Origin of the sequence: Streptomyces sp. NPDC015130, from assembly GCF_043080005.1 — a bacterium.
Lineage (GTDB): Bacteria > Actinomycetota > Actinomycetes > Streptomycetales > Streptomycetaceae > Streptomyces.
Genome location: NZ_JBIBVC010000006.1, coordinates 1 through 21976, shown reverse-complemented (window position 1 = coordinate 21976; position 21976 = coordinate 1). Strand labels below are relative to the sequence as shown.

The window sequence follows — 21976 nt, the reverse complement described above, 5'->3', positions numbered from 1 at the left end:
GCGTCACAAGTGACGACATTTGACCGGAGTGGCGCCAGAAAAGACAGATCTTGACTTGCACAGACCAACTGCACTATGTGGGAGCGGATTTCCGATAATCGGGCACCCAACGGGCCTCCCTCGCCCATGTGTCCCGCTTGCCCGGTTCGCACCACCGGCCGGCAGGCGCATCCCGGCGGTTCACGGGTGGGCCGTGTGACTCCGTGCGCCCCCCGTGCACCGGCACGGTGGGTTAGGTCACGCTTACCACGGGTTCCCTCCGGGCATCCACCGTCATAGAGTCGAACCGATGTCCTGAGGGGGCGGTACCTGTCATGCAGCGACCGAACGCCGCACAACTCGCCTACGGTTCGGCCACCGTCGCCCTCGCGACCGTCGCCCTGCTGTTGCTCTCCCGTACGACGACGACCCTCGGGATCGCGGCGATCTGCGCCGCGGGCCTGCTGCTGGGCGTTCTCGTGGCGGTGACGATGCCGGTACGGACGAGGTCCGTCAAGACCTCCGCGGCCCCTGTTCCCGCCGCTCCCCCCGCTCCTTCGTCCCTCGGGAACGAAGAGATCCGGATACCGGCTCCGCGCGTGGGCGCGGGTGCCGATACCCGGATCGGTTCGTGACGCTGCGTCCTACTGGGCGGTGACGACCACCGTCTTCGCCGCCTTGTCGTGCAGACCCTGCTTGTAGGGCTTGTCGACCAGGATGAGGATGAGCAGGAGCAGCGGCCACAGACAGGCGCAGCAGACCAGCGCGGGCAGCCACAGGACGATGGCCCTCAGCAGCGACTGGCTCATCGGGGGCGTCGAGCCGTCGTTGAGCATCGCGGTCCGCAGCTTCATCAGCTTCTTGCCGAGCGTCTGGCCGTTCTTGGCCGTCATCACCGTGTCGTAGGCGACGTACGCGACGATCGTGATGAGCTGGAAGACCAGCTGGCTGCCGCCGTTGAGGCTGTTGATCGTGTCCCCGAAGTCGTTGTCGTCCCGGGTCGCGCGCTCGTAGATGTCGAACGGGATGCCGATGATCGCCAGCGGCACCGTGACGATCACCCAGTCGATCAGACGGGCCAGGATGCGGCGGCCGGACTCGGCGAGCGGCGGCATCCCGGAGAGCGGATCGGCCCCGCCGTAGGCGCCGCCGTAACCACCGCCGTACGGGGGCGGTGGCGGCGGCATGTTGTCGTACGGGGATCCTGACGAGGGCCCGTACGGGTTCCCCGGCGGGGGCCCGCCCGGGGGCTGCCCGGGCGGGGGCTGCCCGCCCGGGGGCTGCCCGGGCGGGGGCGTTCCGTCCGGCGGCGGCTGGCCGGCGGAGGGCTGTGCGGGCTCCTGGGGCCTCTTGAGGAACGGGTCCTCCTCGGGCGGCTGGCCGGGCGGCGGCTGGTCGGTGCTCATGGGGGCAGTGCATCCCGGGGGCGCCCGCCCCGCACGAAATCAACGCCCGTTCGGGGGACCGCCCCTTCGGTTCACGGGCGGACCCGGCCGGGCGACCGGGCCGCCCGCGCGCTCGCCTCCGCTCAGCGTGCGACGAAGGTGCGAGCCGCCTTGTCGTGCCAGCACTGGCGCCACGGGCGGTCGAAGAGGCACCACAGGACGTTGAGGACACCGATGACGAGGAGCCCGAGGACGCTGTAGACGAGCCAGCGGCGCAGCGCCGCGCCGAACCGGGGCGGCTGGTGCGCCTCGATGTCCCGCACCTCGATCCCGCACAGCTTCTTGCCCAGGGTCCGCCCCCACTTGGCGGTGGGCAGCGCCTCGTACAGGACGCCGATGACGAAGAGCGAGGCCAGCGCGATGCCGAACTGCACGGAGGTCGTCGCGTCCAGGAGCCAGACCTGGACGGTGGTGCCGGACTGCTTGGCCGCCTCGATCTTGCCGTCGATGTGGTCGAGGGCGGCGGTCACGAAGGGGAAGGCCGCGGCGCCGACGAGGGCACCCAGGACGACCGTGTCGATCAGCCGCGCCAGCAGGCGCCTGCCGAGACCCGCGGGGCGGGCGGCGGCCTGGGCGCGGGCCGCCTGCTGGAAGACGTCCTCGACCGGCGGCTTCCACGGCACGACCGGCGGCTGCTGCTCCTGCTGTTCGTGAGGCTGGGGCTGCGACTGGGGTCGGGACTGGACCTGCGGCTGGGCCTGGGCCGGAGCCTGTGCCTGGGCCTGCTGGGCTTGTGCCTGGGCCTGCTGGGCTTGTGCCTGGGCCTGCTGGGCCCAGGAGGGCGTGGAGGGTACGGGGGCGGGGGCAGCGGGCTCGGGGGCCGGCCGCGGCTGCGGGGCCGGGGCGGGCGTGACGGGCATTCCGCCGAGCCGCGCCGCTCCCCCGGTCGGCCGGGGGTCCGGCGCGGGGGCCGGGGCGGGTGCGGGCGCGGGGGCTGGGGCGGGGGCCTGGGCTGCCGCGTGGGGCTCGGCCGGCTCGCTCGCGCCCGCGACCGGCCACTCGGCAGGGGTCCGGGGGTCGGGGACGACGGGGGCCCGCCGCTGCGGCTGAGGCTGCGCAGGAGGCTCGGGCTGCTGCTCCTGGGGCGCGCCCCAGGCGACCTTCTGGTCGCGCTCGCCGCCGAAGCCGGTCTGGCGGGCCGTGTCCGCCTGCCAGGCCGAGGAGGGTTCCGGCGTCACCGGCCCCTCCTCGAAGTCGTCGAAGAAGACGGGCCCCGTCTCCTCGACCGCCGGAACGGCGGCCGCGGGAAGGGCCGCAGGGACGGGCGCCGGGGCCAGGGCCGGGCTGAACCCCGGGTTCTGGTCGGCGATCCGGGCCGGACTCTGGGCGGTGTTCCGGGCCGGGTGCGGCTCGGGGGCGTGGCTCTGCGCCGGCGCGAGGTTCTGCGCCGCGGCCGGGTGCTGCGCGGGCACAGGGTGCTGCGCCGGGACCGGCTGCTGAGCGGCGACCGGGTGCTGTGCGACCACCGGTGCGGGCGCCGGGCCGGAGGCCAGGATCGGACCCGCGGGGATCGCCCCGGCGGGCGGGTTCGGCGTGCCCTCGCCGTCCTTGGGGGCCGGCCGGCTCGTACCGGGCACCCAGGCGCCCCCGTTCCAGTACCGGATGTATCCGGGAATGGACGGGTCCGGGTAGTACCCCGCCTGCGGTACCTCTCCGCCGCCTCCAGGAGGAGTAGCCACTGCCCCGACTCCGTTCAGTCACAACGCCTTTGATCCCACGGCCGCTCCCCCCGGCGAGCCGCGCCCAAGGAGGACAGTAACGAAGAACGTCCCCGAGGGAAGAAAGAGCCCACGAGAAAGACCGCCTTCGGGCGACAGAAAACGGAATCGATCACTCATGGTGATGTTCGGGCCGATGCCTCGGGTCCGACGGTGCTCTGCGCCCGCCTCGCCGGTCCGCTCCTCCGGCCTCCGCTCCGGCTCCCCTTCCAGGTTCCTCGAAAACTCTCCGAAAAAACTTCCCGAAGTCGCGTAATGAACGGCGTGGACCCCGCTCTCTCCAGGTGAAGGCCCGCCCGGGGCCCCTTCGCGAGAGGACGTACGACCATGCAGAACACCGACAACACCACCGTCGAGCGCGAGCTGGAGCTCAAGCTGGTGCTCTCCCCCGAGCGCGCCGTCCCCGTCCCCGCCCGGCTCGCCTACCGCACCGACGACCCGTACGCCGTCCACATCACCTTCCACGTCGGCTCGGACCACCCGGTCAACTGGACCTTCGCGCGCGAGCTGCTCGTCGAGGGCGTCTTCCGGGCGTGCGGCCACGGCGACGTCCGCATCTGGCCGACGAAGGTCGAGGGCCGCGGCGTCGTCCTGATGGCGCTCTCCTCCCCCGACGGTGACGCCCTCCTCGAAGCCCCGTCCGCGCAGGTGTCCGCCTGGCTGGAGCGGACCCTGCGCGCGGTGCCGCCGGGCACCGAGTCCGAGCGCCTCGGCATGGACGACGGGCTCGCCGAACTCCTGGCGACCACCGTGATCGCCGACGAGCTGTGGCTGCGCGACCCGTGGCCGTCGGACGAGACGCAGGACGGCGAGCTGTGAGCCGCGTGTCCCGTCGCGGCCACCTGACCCTCGTACCCGCCGTACCCCCCGTACCGCTCGTACCGCTCGTACCGCTCGTACAGGAGGCCTCAGAAGAGCTTTCCGGGGTTGAGCAGCCCCAGCGGATCGAAGGTGTGCTTGATCCCGCGCTGGAGTTCGAGACCGACCGGGCCCAACTCCCTGGCCAGCCACTCCTTCTTGAGGACGCCCACGCCGTGCTCGCCGGTGATCGTGCCGCCGAGGGCGAGCCCGAGCGCCATGATCTCGTCGAAGGACTCCCGCGCCCGGCGCGACTCGTCCTCGTCGACGTGGTCGAAGCAGACGACGGGATGGGTGTTGCCGTCCCCCGCGTGCACGCAGACGCCGATGGTCAGGTCGTACTTCTCCGCGATCGCCGACGTGCCGTCGAGCATCGCGGCCAGCTTCGTCCGCGGCACGCACACGTCGTCGATCATCGTCGCGGACTTGATCGTCTCCAGGGCCGTGAGGGAGAGCCGACGCGCCTGGAGGAGGAGTTCGGACTCGGCGGTGTCCGCGGCCGGTACGACCTCGGTGGCGCCCGCCACCGTGCACAGCTCCCCGACGGCTGCCAGATCGGCGGCCGGGTCAGGGGTGTCGAAGGCGCACAGGAGGAGCGCCTCGGTGGTGTCGGGCAGCCCCATGTGCGCCAGTCTGTTGACGGCCTGGACGGTGGTGCGGTCCATCAGTTCGAGCAGCGACGGGGTGTGGCCGCGCTCCATGATCGAGCAGACGGCCTCGCAGGCGGCGGCCGCGGAGGGGAACTCGGCGGCGAGCGCGAGCTGGGCCGGGGGCTGCGGCCGGAGCGCGAGCACGGCCCCGACGACGATGCCGAGGCTGCCCTCGGAGCCGACGAAGAGCCTGGTCAGGTCATATCCGGCGACGCCCTTGGCGGTGCGGCGGCCGGTGGTGAGGAGCCGGCCGTCGGCGAGGACGACGTCGAGGCCGAGGACGTACTCGGCGGTGACGCCGTACTTGACGCAGCACAGGCCTCCGGAGGCGGTGCCGATGTTCCCGCCGATGGTGCACGTCTCCCAACTGGAGGGGTCCGGCGGGTAGTACAGGCCGTGTTCGGCGACGGCCCGTGACAGCACCGCGTTGACGACACCCGGTTCGACGACGGCGATCCGGTCGACCGGGTTGATCTCCAGGATGCGGTCCATCTTGACCAGGGAGAGCACGATGCAGCCCTCGGAGGCGTTGGCGCCGCCGGACAGGCCCGTGCGGGCTCCCTGGGGGACGACGGGGACACGCAGTTCGGTGGCGGTCCGCATCACGTGCTGGACCTGTTCGACGGTGCGCGGGAGCACGACGACCGCGGGGGTGCCGGCCGCGCAGAAGCTCGCCATGTCGCGGGAGTAGGAGGCCGTGACGTCCGGGTCGGTGAGGAGCGCCTCGGCGGGGAGCCCGGCGCGCAGCCGCGTCAGAAGATCGTCCATACATCCAGCCTGGCACCCGGGGCCATCGGTGTGAACCCGCCGGAGCGGGCGCTTCGTGTGCTCTTCGTACAGGCGCGGACGGGCGCACAGTGAGCGCCATGAAGACCCAGAACGTGTCGAGGACGGTCCTGGCGGCGGGCGTGGGCGCGGTCCTCGCCGCGACGGCCCTGCTGTACGTCCCCGAGCTCGTCGGCCAGGGGCCGCCTCCCCCGCCCGGCCCGGCGGAGCGGGCGACGATCGCGGCGCACGCCGGCGCGCAGGCCTCGCTGCCGGACCTGGCCGCACTGATCACCGACCGGGAGAAGTGGCTGCGCGCCCACCCCGAGGACGACGCCTCCTGGGCGGCGCTCGGCGCGGCGTACACGGAGCGCGGGACGCGGCTCGGGGACGCACGGGACTACCCGAGGGCCGAGCGGGCGCTGAAGCGCTCCCTGGCCGAGCGGCCCGCCGCCCGGGGCAACGTGGACGCGCAGCTGGGTCTCGGGGCGCTCGCGGGGGCGCGCGGCGACTGGAGGTCCGCCAAGGAGTGGGGCGAGCGGGTGCGGAAGGCGGAGCCGGGGCGCTGGCCCGCGTACCCCGTCCTGATCGACGCGTACAACGGCCTCGGCGACTACGAGGCCGCCCGGAAGGCGGCGGACAAGTTGGAGGAGCTGCACGCGGGCGCGGTCGTGCGCGCGCGCGTCTCGCAGGCGTTCCGGAACCGGGGCTGGCGCGAGGACGCCGACGCGGCGGCCCTGGACGCGGCGGCGCTCGCGGAGACGGACGCGGAGAAGGCGGCGTCGCTGGGGCGGCTCGGGGACCTGGCGTGGGAGCGCGGCGAGGCTGCGGAGGCCCTCGCCCGGTACGGCTCGGCGCTGCGGCTCGTCCCGGACCACGGGCCGTCGCTGGCGGGGCGTGCGCGGGCGCTCGCGGGCCTGGGCCGGACGGACGAGGCGCTGCGCGACTGGCAGGCCGCGCTGACCCGGCTGACGCTGCCGGAGTACCTCCTGGAGGCCGGCGAGCTGTACGAGGCGGTGGGCCTGGAGGGGGAGGCGCGGGCCCTGTACGAGCGGCTGCGGAAGGGCGACTGGGTGCGGGGCGAGGTGGCTCTGGGGCTGCTGGACGCGGACCACGGCGCGCCGGCGGCGGCGGTCACGCGGCTGCGCGCGGAGTGGGCGCGCGGGCACCGCTCGGTGGCGGTGGCGGACGCGCTGGGGTGGGCGCTGTACCGGGCCGGGGAGCCCCAGGAGGCGCTGGGGTACGCGAAGCGGGCCACGGACGAGGGGCTGCGGAGCGCGCTCTTCACGTACCACCTGGGCGAGATCGAGCGGGCCCTGGAGCAGCCCGGCCCGGCCCGCCGGCACCTGGCGGAGGCGCTGCGGATCAACCCGGAGTTCTCCCCGCTGCACGCCCGGAGGGCGGAGCAGGCCCTGACGGCCCTCGGCGAACTGCCGGACGAGCTGCCGAAGGAACTCCGGCCGGAGGCGCCTGCGGCCGGGTCGAAGGAGACGGCGGCGGGTGCCGCGGGGGCGGACGGCGTCGACGCGAAGGCACCGGGCGCGGGCGCGTCGGGCGCGGGCGCGTCTGAGGCGGGCGCGTCTGAGGCGGGCGCGTCTGAGGCGGGCGCGGCGGCTTCGGGCTCGGGCTCGGCTGCGTCGGGCTCGGCGGTCTCGGGCTCGGCGACGTCGGGCGCGGCGGCTTCGACCTCGGGCTCGGCGGCGGCGGGCACGCCGCGCGAGTAGCGCGGGTGCCGCCGTCGGAGGTGCTACCGGCCCACCCCCCGTAGTGGGCCGGGAACACAGGCGTGAGGGCCCCGGGGCCGGGCCCCGGAACCCTCACGCACGGCGGTGGCGGCTAGAGGTTGCCGCGCTTCTCCTGCTCGCGCTCGATCGCCTCGAACAGGGCCTTGAAGTTGCCCTTGCCGAAGCCCATCGAGCCGTGGCGCTCGATCATCTCGAAGAAGACGGTCGGGCGGTCCTGCACCGGCTTGGTGAAGATCTGCAGCAGGTAGCCGTCCTCGTCGCGGTCGACGAGGATCTTCAGCTCACGCAGGATCTCGACGGGCACGCGGGTCTCGCCGGCCCACTCGCCGAGGGTGTCGTAGTACGAGTCGGGGGTGTCGAGGAAGGAGACGCCCGCGGCGCGCATCGCCCGCACGGTGGCGACGATGTCGTTGGTGGCGAGGGCGATGTGCTGGACGCCGGCGCCGCCGTAGAACTCCAGGTACTCGTCGATCTGCGACTTCTTCTTCGCGATCGCCGGCTCGTTGATCGGGAACTTCACCTTGAGGGTGCCGTCCGCGACGACCTTCGACATCAGCGCCGAGTACTCGGTCGCGATGTCGTCGCCCACGAACTCCTTCATGTTCGTGAAGCCCATGACCTTGTTGTAGAAGCCGACCCAGTCGTTCATCTTGCCGAGCTCGACGTTGCCGACGCAGTGGTCGATCGCCTGGAAGGTGCGCTTGGCCGGCGGCTCGACGATCGGGTTCACGGAGACGAAGCCCGGCAGGTACGGGCCGTCGTAGCCGGAGCGCTCGACGAGGGTGTGGCGGGTCTTGCCGTAGGTGGCGATGGCGGCGAGGACGACGGTGCCGTTCTCGTCCTTCAGCTCGTACGGCTCGGTGATTCCGGTGGCGCCGTGCTCGACGGCGTAGGCGTACGCGGCACGGGCGTCCGGCACCTCGATCGCCAGGTCGACGACGCCGTCACCGTGCTCGGCGACGTGGTCGGCGAGGAAACGGCCCCGGTCGGTCGAGACCTTGATGACGGAGGTGAACACGAAACGCGCGGCGCCGTTGGTGAGGACGTAACTGGCGGTCTCGCGGCTGCCGTTCTCCGGTCCGGAGTAGGCGACCAGCTTCATGCCGAAGGCCGTGGAGTAGTAGTGCGCGGCCTGCTTGGCGTTGCCGACGGCGAAGACGACCGCGTCCATTCCCTTGACCGGGAAGGGATCGGCCTTACGCGCGGTGGAGGGGGTGTGATCGATGGTCTCAGTCATGGCGTCAATGTCCCGCCGTTCGGCAAGGTGCGCAAGAGTTTGTTGTTCTGCTGGTCAATCTGCACAGCGACAGGCGAGTATGGCCGTGCGACTTGTACATCCTGACTACGGGGAGACCGTTGTGGCGATCGATCATTTGGACGGCCGGCTGATCACGCTTCTCGCACGCGAGCCGCGCATAGGGGTCCTGGAGGCCTCGCGGCGCCTCGGGGTGGCGCGCGGGACGGTGCAGGCGCGCCTCGACCGGCTCCAGGCGACCGGTGTGATCTGCGGCTTCGGTCCGCAGGTGGACCCGGCGGCGCTGGGCTATCCGGTGACGGCCTTCGCGACCCTGGAGATCAAGCAGGGGCAGGGGGCGGATGTGCGGGGGCATCTGGCGACCGTGCCGGAGGTGCTCGAACTGCACACGACGACGGGCCACGGCGACATGCTCTGCCGGCTGGTCGCCCGCTCCAACGCCGACCTCCAGCGGGTGATCGACAAGGTGGTGGGCATCGAGGGGATCGTGCGCGCGTCGACGGCGATCGTGATGGAGAACCCGGTGCCGCTGCGGATCATCCCGCTGGTGGAGCAGGCCGCACAGGAGTAGACGGGCACGCCCACGGAGACACGCCCACGGAGACACGGCCGCAGAGACGCGGCCACGGAGACACGGCCACGGAGGCACGTCCACGGAGACCGGGCACGCCCTCAGGGGTCACGCGAAGGGATCGCTGCAAAGAAATCACTGCAGAAAGGTCTCTGCAAAGAAGAGGTTGCAAAGAAACCCTTGCAACCTCTTCTTTGCAACTCTAGGCTTGAGTCATGTCCGAGCCCGAGAAGCACCTGAGCCGCACCCTGGACCCGCGCTCCCTGCGCGGTCTCGCCCACCCGCTGCGCATCCAGCTGCTGCGTGCCCTCCGGCGGTACGGGCCGGCCACGGCCTCCCAACTCGCCGAGCGGCTCGGCGAGTCCAGCGGGGCGACCAGCTACCACCTCCGCCAGCTCGCGGCCGTGGGCTTCGTCGAGGACGACCCGACGCTTGGCAAGGGCCGGGAGCGGTGGTGGAGATCGGCCCAGCAGGGGACGTCCCTGGACGAGACGCTCCACAAGAACCAGGACCCCGAGGTCCAAGGCGCGCTCGAGGTCTACCTGTACGAGGTGGCGACCATCCACACGCAGGAGCTGAACACGTACCTCGGCACCCGGCACGACTGGCACGAGGACTGGCACGGCGCCTCGGACATGAGCGACTTCACGCTGAGACTGCCCACCGAGAAGCTGCGTGAGCTGACCGGGAAGCTCCACGAGCTGATCGACAGCTACCGCGACACCGCCGACACGGAAGCGCCGGGTGCCGAGCGCGTGCGCGTCCATCTGCACGCCTTCCCGCAGCAGGACGACTGACCGCCGCACCGCCCCCGCTCCCACTTCGGCTTCGACTTCGACTTCGACTCCAACGAAAGGAACCCGCACCGTGCACGCCGACATCCACCTGCAGTTACACGCACTCGCCGCGACCGAGCTGCGGCACGCGGCCGCCGCTGCCCGCCGGCGGGCCGAAGGGCAGCCCGCCACCGCGCCCCTCCGGGTCCAACTGGGTTGGAAGCTCGTCGAGCTGGGCCTGCGGATGGCCGTGCCGACGAACCGACCGCCCCTCCTGACCGCATGACCGTTCCGGGGGGAGAGAAGACCGCCGCAGACACGGGTGCGGCGAGGAAGAACGCCCGAGGCCCACTGGCCACCGTCCTCACGGCCAACGCCGTCTCGATCACCGGCAATTCACTCACACTGATCGGCGTCCCCTGGTTCGCGCTCGACACCACGGGAAGCCCCGGCAAAGCGGGGTTCGTCGCCTTCTGCGCGGCCCTCCCCGTCCTCCTCTCCACGCTCGCCGGCGGACCGCTCATCGACCGCCTGGGCCGCCGCCGGATCAGCATCGCCTCCGACCTGGTCTGCGGGCTCGCGCTCGCCACGATCCCGCTGCTGCACCACCTCGGCGTCCTGGAGTTCTGGATGCTGTGCGCGCTGATGGCGGTCACCGGCCTGTGCCACGCGCCCGGCGAGACCGCCCGGCACGTCCTGGTCCCCGACCTCGCCCAGCAGGCCGGGACCGCGCTGCCCCGGGCCGCGAGCCTGTACGACGCGGTGGCCCGCGGCGCGCGCATGACCGGCGCCGCCGTCGCCGGACTGCTCGTCGCGTTCCTGGGCGCCGACACGGTCCTGCTCCTCGACGCGGCCACCTTCGGGCTGTCCGCACTGCTCGTCACCGCGGGCCTGCGCGGGGTGCCCTCGGCGGAGCCGATGCGCGACGGGCCCCGGCTCTCCCCCGCCCGCTACCGGGCCGACCTCCGCGAGGGCTACGCCTTCCTGTTCCGGTCCCGGCTGCTGCTCGGCATCATGGTCATGGTGATGGTCACCAACGGCCTCGCGCAGAGCTGGAGTTCGGTGCTCCTGCCGGTCCACGCCCGGGAGGAGCTGGGCGGTCCCGCCGCCCAGGGCCTGCTGGTCTCGGTCTTCGCCGGCTGCGCGCTCGCCGGTGCGCTGCTGTACGGGGCGGTCGGGGTGCGGTTCCCCCGCCGGGCCGTGTTCGCGGCGGGCTTCCTCGTCGGCGGCGCCCCGCCGTACGTGGTGGCCGCGCTGACCGACACCACGGCGCCGCTGCTCCTGACGCTGGCGGCGGCCGGTCTCGGCGTCGGGGTCCTCAATCCGATCCTGACGACGGTCATGTACGAGCAGGTGCCGGACGCGCTGCGCAGCCGGGTCGTGGGCGCGAGTACGGCCGGGGTGCTGCTCACGACCCCGCTCGGGGGTCTGGCGGCCGGTTTCCTGGTGGAGCGGGTGGGGCTGACGCAGACGCTGCTCGGGATCGGCGCGCTCTACTTCCTCACGACCCTCGCCCCGCTGGTCTTCCCGGCCTGGCGAGGCATGAACGCCACTCCTGCCGCGCCCCCGGCGGACATACCCGGGGCCGGACCGGTCAGCAGCTCGGGACCTTCGACTCCTGCCCCTGTTCCAGGGCCCGGAGCGACGCGACCGCGTCGCTGAGCTCGGTGACGGGGACGAGCCGCAGGCCCTTGGGCTGCTCTGCCTGGGCGTCGGAGCACTCCGCCTTCGGCACGAGGAAGACGGTGGCCCCGTCCCGCGCCGCGGCCTGGGTCTTGAGGGAGACGCCGCCGACGGCGCCGACCGTGCCGTCCGCGTCGATGGTTCCCGTACCGGCGATTGTCTTGCCGCCGGTGAGGTCGCCGTCGTCGAGCTTGTCGACGATGCCGAGGGAGAAGAGGAGCCCGGCGCTGGGGCCGCCGATGTCGGCGAGGTGCAGGGTCACCTTGACGTCCTCGGGGTCGAGCTTGAGGTAGTCGAGGGCGGCGAGGGTCGCCGCGTCCTGGGACTGCTTCATCTGGCCGAGGTTGCGCTTCTCGATCTCGGCGTCGGACTTCCCCGACGGGTACACGGACTCGCGCGGCAGGACGGCCCGGTCGGTGCGGAACCAGGCGTCGGCCACGTCCCCGAGGTCGACCTCGGTGGACGGCCCCGTGGCGAGGATGGTCGTCATCCGCAGCTGCCCCTCGGTCGGCCGGACCGGGGCGCCCGTGATGGTGATGACCTCGCGTCCCTTGTCCTTGCCGAGCACGTCGGCGGTCGTGCCGGGCTGCGCGATCGCGTACGGCAGCGGCGCGAGCCCGGCGACGGCGAGGAGCGCGACCACGGGCAGGGCGCAGAGCGCGAGGGCACGGTGACGAGGAAGGGTGGAGAGCACGCATCCAATCTACTGGGACGCGCGCCTCCCCCGGGCCGGGGGCACGGGCGCCGGCAGACGGCGGGCGAAGAAGGCCCGCACCCCGCGCCGCAGGGCGTGGACGGCCACCGCCGGGTCGGCCGGCCCGATCAGCGCGGCCCGCGCCTCGGGGGTGACGAGCCCCGCGGCCTGGAGCCGGGGGACGAGGAAGGCGTGGTCGGAGAAGATCCAGTGGTCGCTGCCGGGCAGGGTGACGCGCCGGGCGCGGAGCCGCTCCCAGGAGCGTTCGATGCGGTCGGCGCCGTCGAAGCCTTCGGTGCGGAACATGAGGAGCGGCCGGTCGAAGCCGTGCAGCGGGTCCAGGTCGAGGTACCCCTCCAGGTTCACGGCGGCGGCGATCCGGTCGTCGGCGGCCAGCGCGTGCACGGCGGCGGTGCCGCCCGCCGAGTGCCCGTACACACCGATCCCGCTGAGGTCCGTGCCGGGCGCGGCGGAGGTGAGGGGCAGCCCGCCGAGGCTGTCGAGGACGAAGCGGATGTCCGCGACACGGGTGTCGATCATGGTGCGGAAGGTCGCCGGGTCCGGGTCCCCTCGCAGGACGGTGACGCGCACGCCGCCGGGGAGCTCCACCTGGCTCGCGTCGCCGGGGTGGTCGATGAGGACGACGATCCGGCCGTGGCTCGCGAGGTCCTCGGCGAGGGTGGTGCCGAGGGTGCGGGAGTCGCCGCCGCCGGGGCTGTACAGGAGGCCGGGGCGGCGACCCGGGAGGGCGGGCGCGTTCAGGTGTCCGTGGGTGAGGATCGCGGCCCAGTCGACGCCCGAGGCGGGCAGCCCGGGGCGGACCCTGGGGGCGAGCTCGGTGAAGTACAGGGCTTCGGCGGGGGTGAGCTGCGGGGTGCGCGGGCAGCCGCGGACGGTGCGGGCCGGGTAGAGGACGGTGATCTTCACCTCGCGTGCGCCGGTGCCGGGCGCCCAGGGGTCGTCGCGGGAGGTGTCGGTCAGGACGAGGGTGCGCAGGCCCACGGGGTGGGGGCCGGTCGGCGCGGGCAGCCGGGGGACGACGGGTGCCGGGGTCGCGGCCCGGGCGGTGGGGCCGAGCAGGGTGGCGGCCGCGGCGAGGAGGGCGCCCTTGGCGACGGTGCGGCGGGTGAGTGCGGTGTGCTGGGTCATGCACGGCATCCTTGGGCGGGACCGGGTCGCGCGCGAAGGTTCAGGCCTGACCCGAAAGGCAGGCGGACGTCGAGGAGTTCGGACAGGTGCTGCGGATCCACCTCACCGTGGACGACTTCGCGCGGGTGCGGTTCGCGCCGCGGCCGTCGCCCGTGCCGGAGCTGCACGCGGCCCTCATGATGCTGGGCGCGCCGCACGAGGAGCTGCTCTTCGGGCGCTGGCGGGGCAGGCTGTCGCGCGCCCTGCCGGCGGCGGCCGGGCCGCTCGCGGACCTGGTGCCGGGCGGAGTGGCCCCGTACTTCCTCGACGTCCTCGGCGGGACGCGGGAAGAGGGCTTCGCGCTGATCCGCGCGAGCGGGCCGGAGTTCGTCCGGTCGGAGCTGGAGCGGGTGTACGCGGGCGGGGGCCCGGTGCCGTCGTGGGTGCACGCCCTGCACGGCGGGGACGCCGGGGCGTGGCGCACGCTGGACCGGGCGCAGGCCGCGGCGTACGAGACGGTCCTGGCCCCGGTGTGGCCGCTGGTCCAGGACCTGCACCGGGCGGAGTTCACCCGGCACGCGCTGGCGGTCGCGGAGCAGGGGCTCGGTGCTGCCCTGACGGCCGCGGCCCCGGGCTCGGAGCTGCGGGACGGGGTGTGGGAGTGGGGAGCGGCGGGAGGGAGCCCGGGGTCCGGTTTCCCGGCGGGCCCCGGCGTGCCGGGCGGGCGGTGCGTGCGGCTCGACGGACGGGGGCTCGTGCTGCTGCCGACCTTCCACTGGCGGGGCGGGCCGCTCGTCCAGGACCTGCCGGGGCGCCCCGTGGTCCTCGCCTACCCGGCGGGCCGGGGCCTGCCGCTCGCCCCGGACGGCGACGGCACGCGTGAGGAGGCCCTCACGGCGGTGCTGGGCAGGACCCGGGCCGAGCTGCTCCGCGTCCTGGACGAGGCCAGGACGACGACGGGCCTGGCCCGCAGGCTGGGCGTCAGCAACGCGACGGCCTCGGCCCACGCCCAGGCCCTCCGCGCGGCGGGCCTGATCACGACGACCCGCACGGGCAGGTCGGTCCAGCACGCCAGGACACCCCTGGGCGCGCTGCTGATCGCCCCGCAGGCGCCGTAGCGCGGGGTGTAGGCACCCGCCCCTGCAGGCGCCCCGGCGCGGGGGTGTCGGCACCCTCGCCCCACAGGCGCCTCAGCGCCCTAGCGCAGGGCGTCGGCGACCTCGCGGGCCGCGTCGACGACGCGGGGGCCCACGCGCTCGGGGACGGCGTCCGCGAGCATCACGACGCCGACGCTGCCCTCCACGCCCGTGACGCCGACCAGCGGTGCGGCGGCCCCGCTCGCGCCGGCCTCCAGCTCACCGTGGGTGAGGGTGAAGCCGGGTTCGATCAGGGAGCCCTGGCGGGCGGCGAGGATCGCGCGACCCGCCGCGCCCCGGTCGAGCGGGTGGCGAAAACCGGCCCGGTAGGCGACGTGGTAGTCGGTCCAGGTCGGTTCGACGACCGCGACGGCGAGCGCCTCCGCCCCGTCGACGAGCGTCAGGTGGGCGGTGGCCCCTATGTCCTCGGCGAGCGAGCGCAGCGCGGGCAGCGCGGCCTCCCGGACCAGGGGGTGGACCTGGCGGCCGAGCCGGAGCACGCCGAGGCCGACGCGGGCCCGCCCGCCGAGGTCGCGGCGGACCAGGGCGTGCTGTTCGAGCGTGGCCAGCAAGCGGTAGACCACCGTCCGGTTGACCCCGAGTTTGTTGGACAACTCGGTGACGGTCAGGCCGTGGTCGGTGTCGGCGAGCAGTTTGAGGACTCTGAGTCCCCGGTCGAGCGTCTGGGAGGTTTCCGCGGTCACGACGCCCTCTCCTTCGGAGTGAGTGGCGGCGGGCTCTCACGGGATCGCGACGCCGGTCCCGTCGGCGACGCACGTCAGAGGCCGCCGGCAGGAAGGGGTACACCGGCTGCGCTCCGCGGCGGCGCTGCCACGGGGCGATTGCTTTTGAGCCGGGACAGTAGCGACCCGCTCCGCTCAGCGGAAGACCTCGTCCAGAATCCGGGCGCCGGGGACCGGATAGAGACGGTTCGGGACCTTCGTCGGCCGGACGAGGGACTTTGGCTGACAAGACGGGCTATGTCGTGCCTCTAGCGTGGAAGGTGCTCGGAGGCGGCCGTGGGGGCCTGCCTCCGGGCCGGGTCCCGCCGCCGCGGGACGCGTGAGGCCCGTACGCGCAGACTCGTACGGGCCTCATTGACATCCTGACCGCCGTTGGCGATCCGGCAACCGGCGACCGGCGACAGTGCGCCGGCATCCGGCATCCGGCATCCGGCATCCGGCATCCGGCGACGGTGTGCCGGATGCCGGGGCGGGGCTCACCGCATGCGGGTGGCCCACTCCTGGACCTTCTTGATCCGCTCGCGGATCTGCCCGGCGGTCGCCTCCGCGCTCGGCGGCCCGCCGCACACCCGCCGCAGCTCGGTGTGGATCACGCCGTGGGGCTTGCCGGTCTGGTGGACGTAGGCGCCGACCATCGTGTTGAGCTGCTTGCGCAGCTCGAGGAGCTCCTTGTGGGAAACGACAGGGCGCCGGTCGGCGGGGAGTTCGAGCAGGTCGGCCTCTTCGTCGGGCCGCTTGCGGCTGTGCGCGATCTGCCGGGCCTGGCGCTTCTGCAGCAGCAGCTGGACCTGGTCGGGTTCGAGGAGTCCGGGGATGCCGAGGTAGTCCTGCTCCTCGGCGCTTCCGGGGTGGGCCTGCATGCCGAACTCGGCCGCGTTGTAGAGGACGCGGTCGAAGACGGCGTCGGACTCCAGCGCCTCGAAGGGCAGCATGTCCTGCTCGCCGGTGTCCTCGTCCTGCTGGCGCTCCGCCTCCGCGAGCTCCTTCTCGGACTCGGCGTACGGGTCCTCCTCGCCCTGCTTCTTGGGCTTGTCGAGGACGTGGTCGCGCTCGACCTCCATCTCGTTGGCGAAACCGAGGAGGCTGGGAATCGTCGGAAGGAACACGGAGGCGGTCTCGCCGCGCCTGCGCGAACGCACGAATCGGCCGACGGCCTGTGCGAAGAACAAGGGGGTCGAGATGGTCGTCGCGTACACGCCGACCGCGAGCCGCGGGACGTCGACGCCCTCGGACACCATGCGGACGGCGACCATCCAGCGGTCGGTGTTCCCGCTGAACTCGTCGATGCGGTTCGAGGCGCCGGTGTCGTCGGAGAGGACGACGGTGGCCTTGGTGCCGGTGATCTCGCGGATGAGCTTGGCGTACGAGCGGGCCGAGTCCTGGTCGGAGGCGATGACGAGCCCGCCGGCGTCCGGGATGGACTTCCGGACCTCGGTGAGCCGCTGGTCGGCGGCGCGGAGCACGTTCGGCATCCAGTCGCCCTTCGCGTCCAGCGCGGTGCGCCAGGCCTGCGAGACGGCGTCCTTGGTCATCGGCTCGCCCAGGCGGGCGGCGATCTCGTCGCCGGCCTTGGTGCGCCAGCGCATGTTGCCGCTGTAGGAGAGGAAGATGACGGGCCGGACGACGCCGTCGCCGAGGGCGTTGCCGTAGCCGTACGTGTAGTCCGCCGAGGACCTGCGGATCCCGTCGTTCCCCTCCTCGTACGTCACGAAGGGGATGGGGTTGGTGTCGGAGCGGAAGGGGGTGCCGGTGAGGGCGAGCCGCCGCGTGGCCGGCTCGAAGGCCTCCAGACAGGCCTCGCCCCAGGACTTGGAGTCTCCGGCGTGGTGGATCTCGTCGAGGATGACGAGGGTCTTGCGCTGCTCGCAGCGGTTGCGGTGGAGCATGGGCCGGACTCCTACGCCGGCGTAGGTGATGGCGACCCCGTCGTACTCCTTGCTGAGCGGCCCGGCGCTGTAGTCCGGGTCCAGCTTGATCCCTATGCGCGCGGCGGCGGCGGCCCACTGCTTCTTGAGGTGCTCGGTGGGCGCGACGACGGTGACCTGCTGCACCACGTGGTGGTGCAGCAGCCAGGACGCGAGGGTCAGGGCGAAGGTCGTCTTGCCGGCGCCGGGGGTGGCGACGGCGAGGAAGTCTCGGGGCTGCTCCTGGAGGTACCTGTCCATGGCGCCCTGCTGCCAGGCTCGCAGCTTGCCGGCGGTACCCCAAGGGGCCCGGCCGGGGAAGGCGGGAGAGAGGTGATGGGAGGAGGTGGTGGTAGTAGTCACGATCTCCGGGTTCGACGCTCGTCCAGATATGACAACCGGGCCACCTTACCGGTGAGGCTGTGGCGAACGGGGCCGGACGAGGCCGTGACCTCGTCCGGTGCGGCGGTTGTCACACCTGCCGGATCAGCGTGCGAACCCCGGTAGCCGCGCTGCGATCTTGGGCACGTCGAGCGCCCCCTGGCACACGTCCAGGACGAACATCTCGGCCTCGTCGACGTCGAACGCGGGGTCGAGCGGATGGCCGTTCATGTGGAGGAAGACCCAGGTCGCGTACCAGGCGATGCGCTTGTTTCCGTCGACCAGGCCGTGGTTGCGCGCGAGCGACTCCATCAGCGCCGCGGCCTTCTCCCAGATCTCGGGATAGGCGTCCTGGCCGAACACGCTCGTCTGCGGGCGGGCCAGGGCGGACTCCAGCAGACCGTAGTCGCGGACCTCACTCGCCCCGAGGCGCCCCGCAAGGTTCAGGAGCTCCGGGAGCGTGAGGAAGTACGTCACGCAAGCCTCCGGTTGAGCTCCGCACTGGCCTTCAGGACGTGCTCGGCGGCCTCGTCGAACAGCCGGGAGTGTTCGTTTATCGCCTTGATCACCGCCTCGTGCGCGAAGGACTGCATGCTGCGGCCCTCCGCCTCGGCACGCTCACGCAGCGCGTCCAGCTCTTCCTGGGTGAACCTCACGTTAAGACCGGCCATGTACCACACGGTACCGAGTGGTACCGCGTGGTGTCACGCGTTCTTCGGCTCGCCCAACCGCGTAGCGACCCACGCCCCCGCCGCCGCCACCCCCGCCATCGGCAGGAACACCGCCGCGAAGGCCGCCGGGTGGGAGCCCGTCGACGCGTGGGAGTTCACCGCGTGGCCGACCGCGCCGCCGCCGAGCGCCGCGAAGGCCGCGCCGCCGACCGCGAGGAGCAGGACGTTCGAGAGGCCGTCCGAGATCTGGAGGGCCGCCGAGTTCGCGCCCGCCTCCTCCGGCGCCGAGAGCTTCAGGAGCAGCACGCTCGTCGAGGAGATCACCGCACCCATGCCGAGGCAGCCGAGGCCCCAGGCCGCCGCGACCACCCACACCGGGACCGCCGTGATCAGCACGCTCGGCGCCGCCGCGATCGCGAGGGCGACCAGGACCATCCCGAGGACGACCAGGCGTTCGCGGTACGGCTCCGTCCACGGCCGGGCCTGGATCCACGAGCCGAGCGCCCAGGTGAGGCCGCCGGCGGCGAGGGAGAGCCCGGCCAGGGTCACGCTCAGGCCGCGCTGGGTGACCAGCATCAGCGGGACGAAGGACTCGGCCGCGATGAACGACCCGGCGGCGATGCCGCGCAGCAGGATCACCGAGGGCAGGCCGCGCGCCGCCCGGACGGTGCCGCGCGGCAGGAGTCCGCGCACGGCGGGCACGAGGAGCGCGAGGCCCGCGGCGGCCGGCAGCAGGGAGAGCCAGCGCAGCTCCTGCCCGGCGTACTGGAGCAGCGCCGCGCCGGCCGAGATCGCGAGCGCGAGCCGGATCCGCCGCCGGTCCCAGGGGGCGACGGGCGCCTCGGGGTCCGCGGGGCCCGAGGCGGTCCGGCGTATCGCGGGAAGGGCGAGGGCGAGCGGGAAGACGACGAGGGCGGGGATGCCGACGAAGACCCAGCGCCAGCCGAGGTGCTCGGTGATCGTCCCGGAGGCGAGCGGTCCGACGACGGAGGGGATGACCCAGCTCGCGGCGAACGCGGCCATGATCGCGGGCCTGAGGTGCTCCGCGTACGCCCTGCTGACCACCACGTACAGCGCGACGATGACGAGGCCGCCGCCCAGTCCCTGCACGGCTCTGCCGAGGATGAACAGCCACATCGTGCCGGCGGTCCCGGAGAGCACCAGCCCGGCGGCGAAGGCGCTCATGCCGGTGGCGAGGGAGGCGAGCGGGCCGCTCCGGTCGGACCACTGGCCGGCCAGGACCATCCCGAAGAGGCTGGTGGTGAAGTACGAGGAGAAGGCGAAGGCGTAGAGGGAGACGCCGTTCAGCTCGCGGGCGGCGACGGGCATCGCGGTGCCGACGGCGGTGGCCTCGAAGGCGATGAGCAGGACGACGGCGACGATGCCGACGCTGAGCGCCCGGTGGTCGCCGTCGAGGACGGACCCCTTGGTGTCGGCGTGTGCGGCACGGGGTCCGGGGCTGTGGGCGGGGCCGTCGGTGACGTCGACGTCGACGTCTGCGCCGGCCTCGCGGGGTTCAAGGGCGCTCATCCCCCCAGAGTAAGAGGTCAACCCGCGAATGACCCCTGTCAGAGGCACCGGTCTTTGGTCCTCGGTCTCTGGTCCCGTCCCCGCCTCGGACGGGTCTCGTCCTGGCCGGGAAAGCCGACGGGGCGGCGTACTCCGACGCGCTGTCGGTGTACGCCGCCCTCGGGCGGTACGGGTGCGGGAGCGGGCCCGCGGCGGCACGGCGGTTACTTCGCGTCGCCGTTGAACTTCGAGGTCGACCAGAAGTAGCCGAGGACCGTGAGACCCACGCACCAGGCGACGGCGAGCCAGCCGTTGTGGCCGATCTCGGTGCCGAGGAGGAGGCCGCGGAGCGTCTCGATGGCCGGGGTGAAGGGCTGGTACTCGGCGATCGGCTGGAACCAGCCGGGCATCGAGGCGACGGGGACGAAGGTGCTGGAGATGAGCGGCAGGAAGATCAGGGGCATCGCGTTGTTGCCGGCGGCCTCGGCGTTCGGGCTGATCAGGCCCATGCCGACGGCGATCCAGGTGAGCGCGGTGGCGAAGAGGACGAGCAACCCGAAGGCGGCGAGCCACTCCAGGGGGGTCGCGCCGGTGGACCGGAAGCCGATCGCGAGGGCGACGGCGCCGACGAGGACCACGCTCATCACGCACTGCAGGACGCTGCCGACGACGTGTCCGACGAGGACCGAGGGGCGGTGGATCGCCATGGTCCGGAAGCGGGCGATGATGCCCTCGGTCATGTCGTTGGAGACGGACACCGCGGTGCCGATGGTCGTGCTGCCGATCGTCATCAGGAGCAGGCCCGGGACGAGGTACGCGATGTAGTCGGCGCGGTCGCCGCCGCCGATGCCCGCGCTCATGGTGTCGCCGAAGATGTAGACGAAGAGCAGCAGGAGCATGACCGGCGTGAGCAGCAGGTTCAGCGTCAGGGACGGGTAGCGGCGGGCGTGCAGGAGGTTGCGGCGCAGCATCGTGGACGAGTCGCGCACGGCGAGGGAGAGGGAGCTCATCGGACGTTCTCCTCGAACTGGTTCGGCGGGGTGGGCTACGTGGAGCGGGCGGGCGGGGCCGGGCGGGCTGAGCCGGCAGGGCTTGGCGAGTCGGCCGAGCTTGCCGAGTCGGCCGAGCGGACCCGGTGGGCCAGGCGGCCCTGGTGGGCGACGACAGGGCCTAGGCGGACCGGGCGGGCTGAGTGGGCTGAGTGGACTGCGCGGGCACCTTGGAGCCGGTGAGGGCGAAGAACACGTCGTCGAGGTCGGGGGTGTGGACGGTCAGCTCGTCCGCCTCGACGCCGGCGGAGTCCAGCCGGTCGAGGAGGGAGCGCAGTTCGCGCTGGCTGCCGTCGCTGGGGATCCGCAGCGAGAGCGACTCGTCGTCGCCGGACCCGCCGCCCGGGGCGAGGGCGAGGACGGCACGCCGGTACGCGGCCGGGTCGGTGAAGCGGAGGCGTACGTGCCCGCCGGGGACGAGCCGCTTGAGCTCCTCGGCGGTGCCTTCGGCGGCGACCTTTCCGTCGTTGAGGACGGCGATGCGGTCGGCGAGTTCGTCGGCCTCCTCCAGGTACTGGGTGGTGAGGAAGACGGTCACGCCGCCGGAGACGAGCTCGCGGATGATCTGCCACATGCTGTGGCGGCTGCGCGGGTCGAGGCCGGTGGTCGGTTCGTCGAGGAAGATGATCCGCGGGCCGCCGACCAGGGTCATGGCGATGTCGAGGCGGCGCTTCATGCCGCCGGAGTAGGTGGAGGCGGGCTTCTTCGCGGCCTCCGTCAGGTCGAAGCGCTGGAGGAGTTCGGCGGCGACCCGCCGCCCCTCGGTCTTCGAGAGGTGGTGCAGGTCCGCCATGAGGAGCATGTTCTCCTCGCCGGTGATCAGGCCGTCGACCGCGGAGAACTGGCCGGTGACGCCGATCGCCGCCCGGACCGCCTGCGGGGCGGTGGCGAGGTCGTGGCCGCCGACGCGGATCTCGCCGGCGTCGGCGCGGACCAGGGTGGAGAGGATCTTGACGGCGGTGGTCTTGCCGGCGCCGTTCGGGCCGAGCAGGGAGAAGATCGTCCCCTCGGGGACGGCCAGGTCGACGCCGTCGAGTACGAGCTTGTCGCCGTAGGACTTGCGCAGCCCGTTCGCCGCGATGGCCAGGTCGGTCATGGGAGTGCTCCTTCAGGGACTTGAGGGCTCAGGGACGTCAGGGGCTTCAGGGGCTTCAGAGGCTGGGGACGATCAGAAGGCGGGGACGATCGGAGGGCGCGCGCGGGGCGGGTGAGCCGCCGTCGTCAGATGCTGCGGGCGGTGATGTCGCCGTACGCGGTGGTGGCCTGGATGTTCAGGCCGGCCTTGGCGCCCTCGTTGTTCTGCAGCGTGTTGCGGA

At 72.9% G+C, this 21976-nt stretch carries 21 protein-coding genes; 8 read left to right on the top strand and 13 right to left on the bottom strand.

All coding sequences use genetic code 11. The annotated features are described in order from the left end of the window. Positions 1-314: 314 nt before the first annotated feature. Positions 315-614 (top strand): hypothetical protein, encoded by a 300-nt coding sequence (locus ACF08F_RS14060; RefSeq protein WP_392298752.1) that lies wholly within the window; start codon positions 315-317, stop codon positions 612-614. Between the two features lie 9 nt (positions 615-623). Here ACF08F_RS14060 and ACF08F_RS14055 read toward each other — a convergent pair whose 3' ends face one another. Together ACF08F_RS14055 and ACF08F_RS14050 are read right to left on the bottom strand one after the other, a co-directional pair. Then, positions 624-1385 carry an RDD family protein gene (locus ACF08F_RS14055; RefSeq protein WP_392298751.1) on the bottom strand — a complete coding sequence of 254 codons (762 nt, stop codon included), beginning with the start codon at positions 1383-1385 and terminating at the stop codon, positions 624-626. Between the two features lie 122 nt (positions 1386-1507). Further along, the gene (locus ACF08F_RS14050) at positions 1508-3103 is read right to left on the bottom strand and encodes an RDD family protein (RefSeq protein ID WP_392298750.1); all 1596 of its coding nucleotides are present in this window, start codon (positions 3101-3103) and stop codon (positions 1508-1510) included. Positions 3104-3469: 366 nt separating this feature from the next. Here ACF08F_RS14050 and ACF08F_RS14045 point away from each other — a divergent pair, with 366 nt between their 5' ends. Beyond that, entirely contained in the window at positions 3470-3961 is a 492-nt protein-coding gene (locus ACF08F_RS14045) for an SsgA family sporulation/cell division regulator (RefSeq protein ID WP_392298749.1), read from the top strand. 89 nt (positions 3962-4050) lie between these two features. Here ACF08F_RS14045 and ACF08F_RS14040 read toward each other — a convergent pair whose 3' ends face one another. After that, positions 4051-5418 carry an FAD-binding oxidoreductase gene (locus tag ACF08F_RS14040; RefSeq protein WP_392298748.1) on the bottom strand — a complete coding sequence of 456 codons (1368 nt, stop codon included), beginning with the start codon at positions 5416-5418 and terminating at the stop codon, positions 4051-4053. Positions 5419-5516: 98 nt separating this feature from the next. Here ACF08F_RS14040 and ACF08F_RS14035 point away from each other — a divergent pair, with 98 nt between their 5' ends. Further along, positions 5517-7139 (top strand): tetratricopeptide repeat protein, encoded by a 1623-nt coding sequence (locus tag ACF08F_RS14035; RefSeq protein ID WP_392298747.1) that lies wholly within the window; start codon positions 5517-5519, stop codon positions 7137-7139. Between the two features lie 112 nt (positions 7140-7251). On the opposite strand, the gene hppD is transcribed toward ACF08F_RS14035, so the two are convergent. Then, positions 7252-8397 carry a 4-hydroxyphenylpyruvate dioxygenase gene (gene hppD / locus ACF08F_RS14030; RefSeq protein WP_392298746.1) on the bottom strand — a complete coding sequence of 382 codons (1146 nt, stop codon included), beginning with the start codon at positions 8395-8397 and terminating at the stop codon, positions 7252-7254. A 121-nt stretch (positions 8398-8518) separates the two neighbouring features. Here hppD and ACF08F_RS14025 point away from each other — a divergent pair, with 121 nt between their 5' ends. The 4 genes from ACF08F_RS14025 to ACF08F_RS14010 all read left to right on the top strand — a co-directional run bounded on the left by ACF08F_RS14025 (position 8519) and on the right by ACF08F_RS14010 (position 11424). After that, complete coding sequence (locus ACF08F_RS14025) at positions 8519-8986, top strand: Lrp/AsnC family transcriptional regulator (protein ID WP_390486898.1); 468 nt, start codon at positions 8519-8521, stop codon at positions 8984-8986. A 215-nt stretch (positions 8987-9201) separates the two neighbouring features. Then, entirely contained in the window at positions 9202-9783 is a 582-nt protein-coding gene (locus ACF08F_RS14020; RefSeq protein ID WP_392298745.1) for an ArsR/SmtB family transcription factor, read from the top strand. A gap of 70 nt (positions 9784-9853) precedes the next feature. After that, positions 9854-10048, top strand: a complete 195-nt coding sequence (locus ACF08F_RS14015; RefSeq protein WP_392298744.1) for a hypothetical protein — start codon at positions 9854-9856, stop codon at positions 10046-10048. Further along, the gene (locus ACF08F_RS14010) at positions 10045-11424 is read left to right on the top strand and encodes an MFS transporter (protein WP_392298743.1); all 1380 of its coding nucleotides are present in this window, start codon (positions 10045-10047) and stop codon (positions 11422-11424) included. The genes ACF08F_RS14015 and ACF08F_RS14010 overlap by 4 nt, the downstream gene beginning before the upstream one ends. Here the strand turns inward: ACF08F_RS14010 and ACF08F_RS14005 are convergent. Together ACF08F_RS14005 and ACF08F_RS14000 are read right to left on the bottom strand one after the other, a co-directional pair. Beyond that, positions 11357-12139, bottom strand: coding sequence for a PDZ domain-containing protein (locus ACF08F_RS14005; protein ID WP_392298742.1), 783 nt, complete (start codon positions 12137-12139; stop codon positions 11357-11359). The two genes, ACF08F_RS14010 and ACF08F_RS14005, sit on opposite strands and share 68 nt — an antisense overlap. 9 nt (positions 12140-12148) lie before the next feature. Next, positions 12149-13288, bottom strand: coding sequence for an alpha/beta hydrolase family protein (locus ACF08F_RS14000; protein WP_392298741.1), 1140 nt, complete (start codon positions 13286-13288; stop codon positions 12149-12151). A gap of 86 nt (positions 13289-13374) precedes the next feature. Here ACF08F_RS14000 and ACF08F_RS13995 point away from each other — a divergent pair, with 86 nt between their 5' ends. Beyond that, a complete protein-coding gene (locus tag ACF08F_RS13995; RefSeq protein WP_392298740.1) occupies positions 13375-14385 on the top strand; it encodes an ArsR/SmtB family transcription factor in 1011 nt (336 codons plus the stop codon). An 80-nt stretch (positions 14386-14465) separates the two neighbouring features. Here the strand turns inward: ACF08F_RS13995 and ACF08F_RS13990 are convergent, their stop codons facing one another. The 7 genes from ACF08F_RS13990 to ACF08F_RS13960 all read right to left on the bottom strand — a co-directional run bounded on the left by ACF08F_RS13990 (position 14466) and on the right by ACF08F_RS13960 (position 21756). After that, positions 14466-15107, bottom strand: coding sequence for an IclR family transcriptional regulator (locus ACF08F_RS13990; protein ID WP_017237054.1), 642 nt, complete (start codon positions 15105-15107; stop codon positions 14466-14468). 515 nt (positions 15108-15622) lie between these two features. Continuing rightward, positions 15623-17416, bottom strand: a complete 1794-nt coding sequence (locus ACF08F_RS13985) for a DEAD/DEAH box helicase (RefSeq protein WP_392299103.1) — start codon at positions 17414-17416, stop codon at positions 15623-15625. Between the two features lie 120 nt (positions 17417-17536). After that, entirely contained in the window at positions 17537-17908 is a 372-nt protein-coding gene (locus tag ACF08F_RS13980) for a type II toxin-antitoxin system death-on-curing family toxin (protein ID WP_392298739.1), read from the bottom strand. Continuing rightward, positions 17905-18102, bottom strand: a complete 198-nt coding sequence (locus tag ACF08F_RS13975) for an Arc family DNA-binding protein (RefSeq protein WP_392298738.1) — start codon at positions 18100-18102, stop codon at positions 17905-17907. Before ACF08F_RS13975 ends, ACF08F_RS13980 begins: the two co-directional genes overlap by 4 nt. Positions 18103-18135: 33 nt before the next feature. Continuing rightward, positions 18136-19632, bottom strand: a complete 1497-nt coding sequence (locus ACF08F_RS13970) for an MFS transporter (RefSeq protein ID WP_392298737.1) — start codon at positions 19630-19632, stop codon at positions 18136-18138. A 203-nt stretch (positions 19633-19835) separates the two neighbouring features. Next, positions 19836-20621 (bottom strand): ABC transporter permease, encoded by a 786-nt coding sequence (locus ACF08F_RS13965; RefSeq protein ID WP_392298736.1) that lies wholly within the window; start codon positions 20619-20621, stop codon positions 19836-19838. 160 nt (positions 20622-20781) lie between these two features. Next, a complete protein-coding gene (locus tag ACF08F_RS13960; RefSeq protein WP_392298735.1) occupies positions 20782-21756 on the bottom strand; it encodes an ATP-binding cassette domain-containing protein in 975 nt (324 codons plus the stop codon). Between the last annotated feature and the right edge of the window lie 220 nt (positions 21757-21976).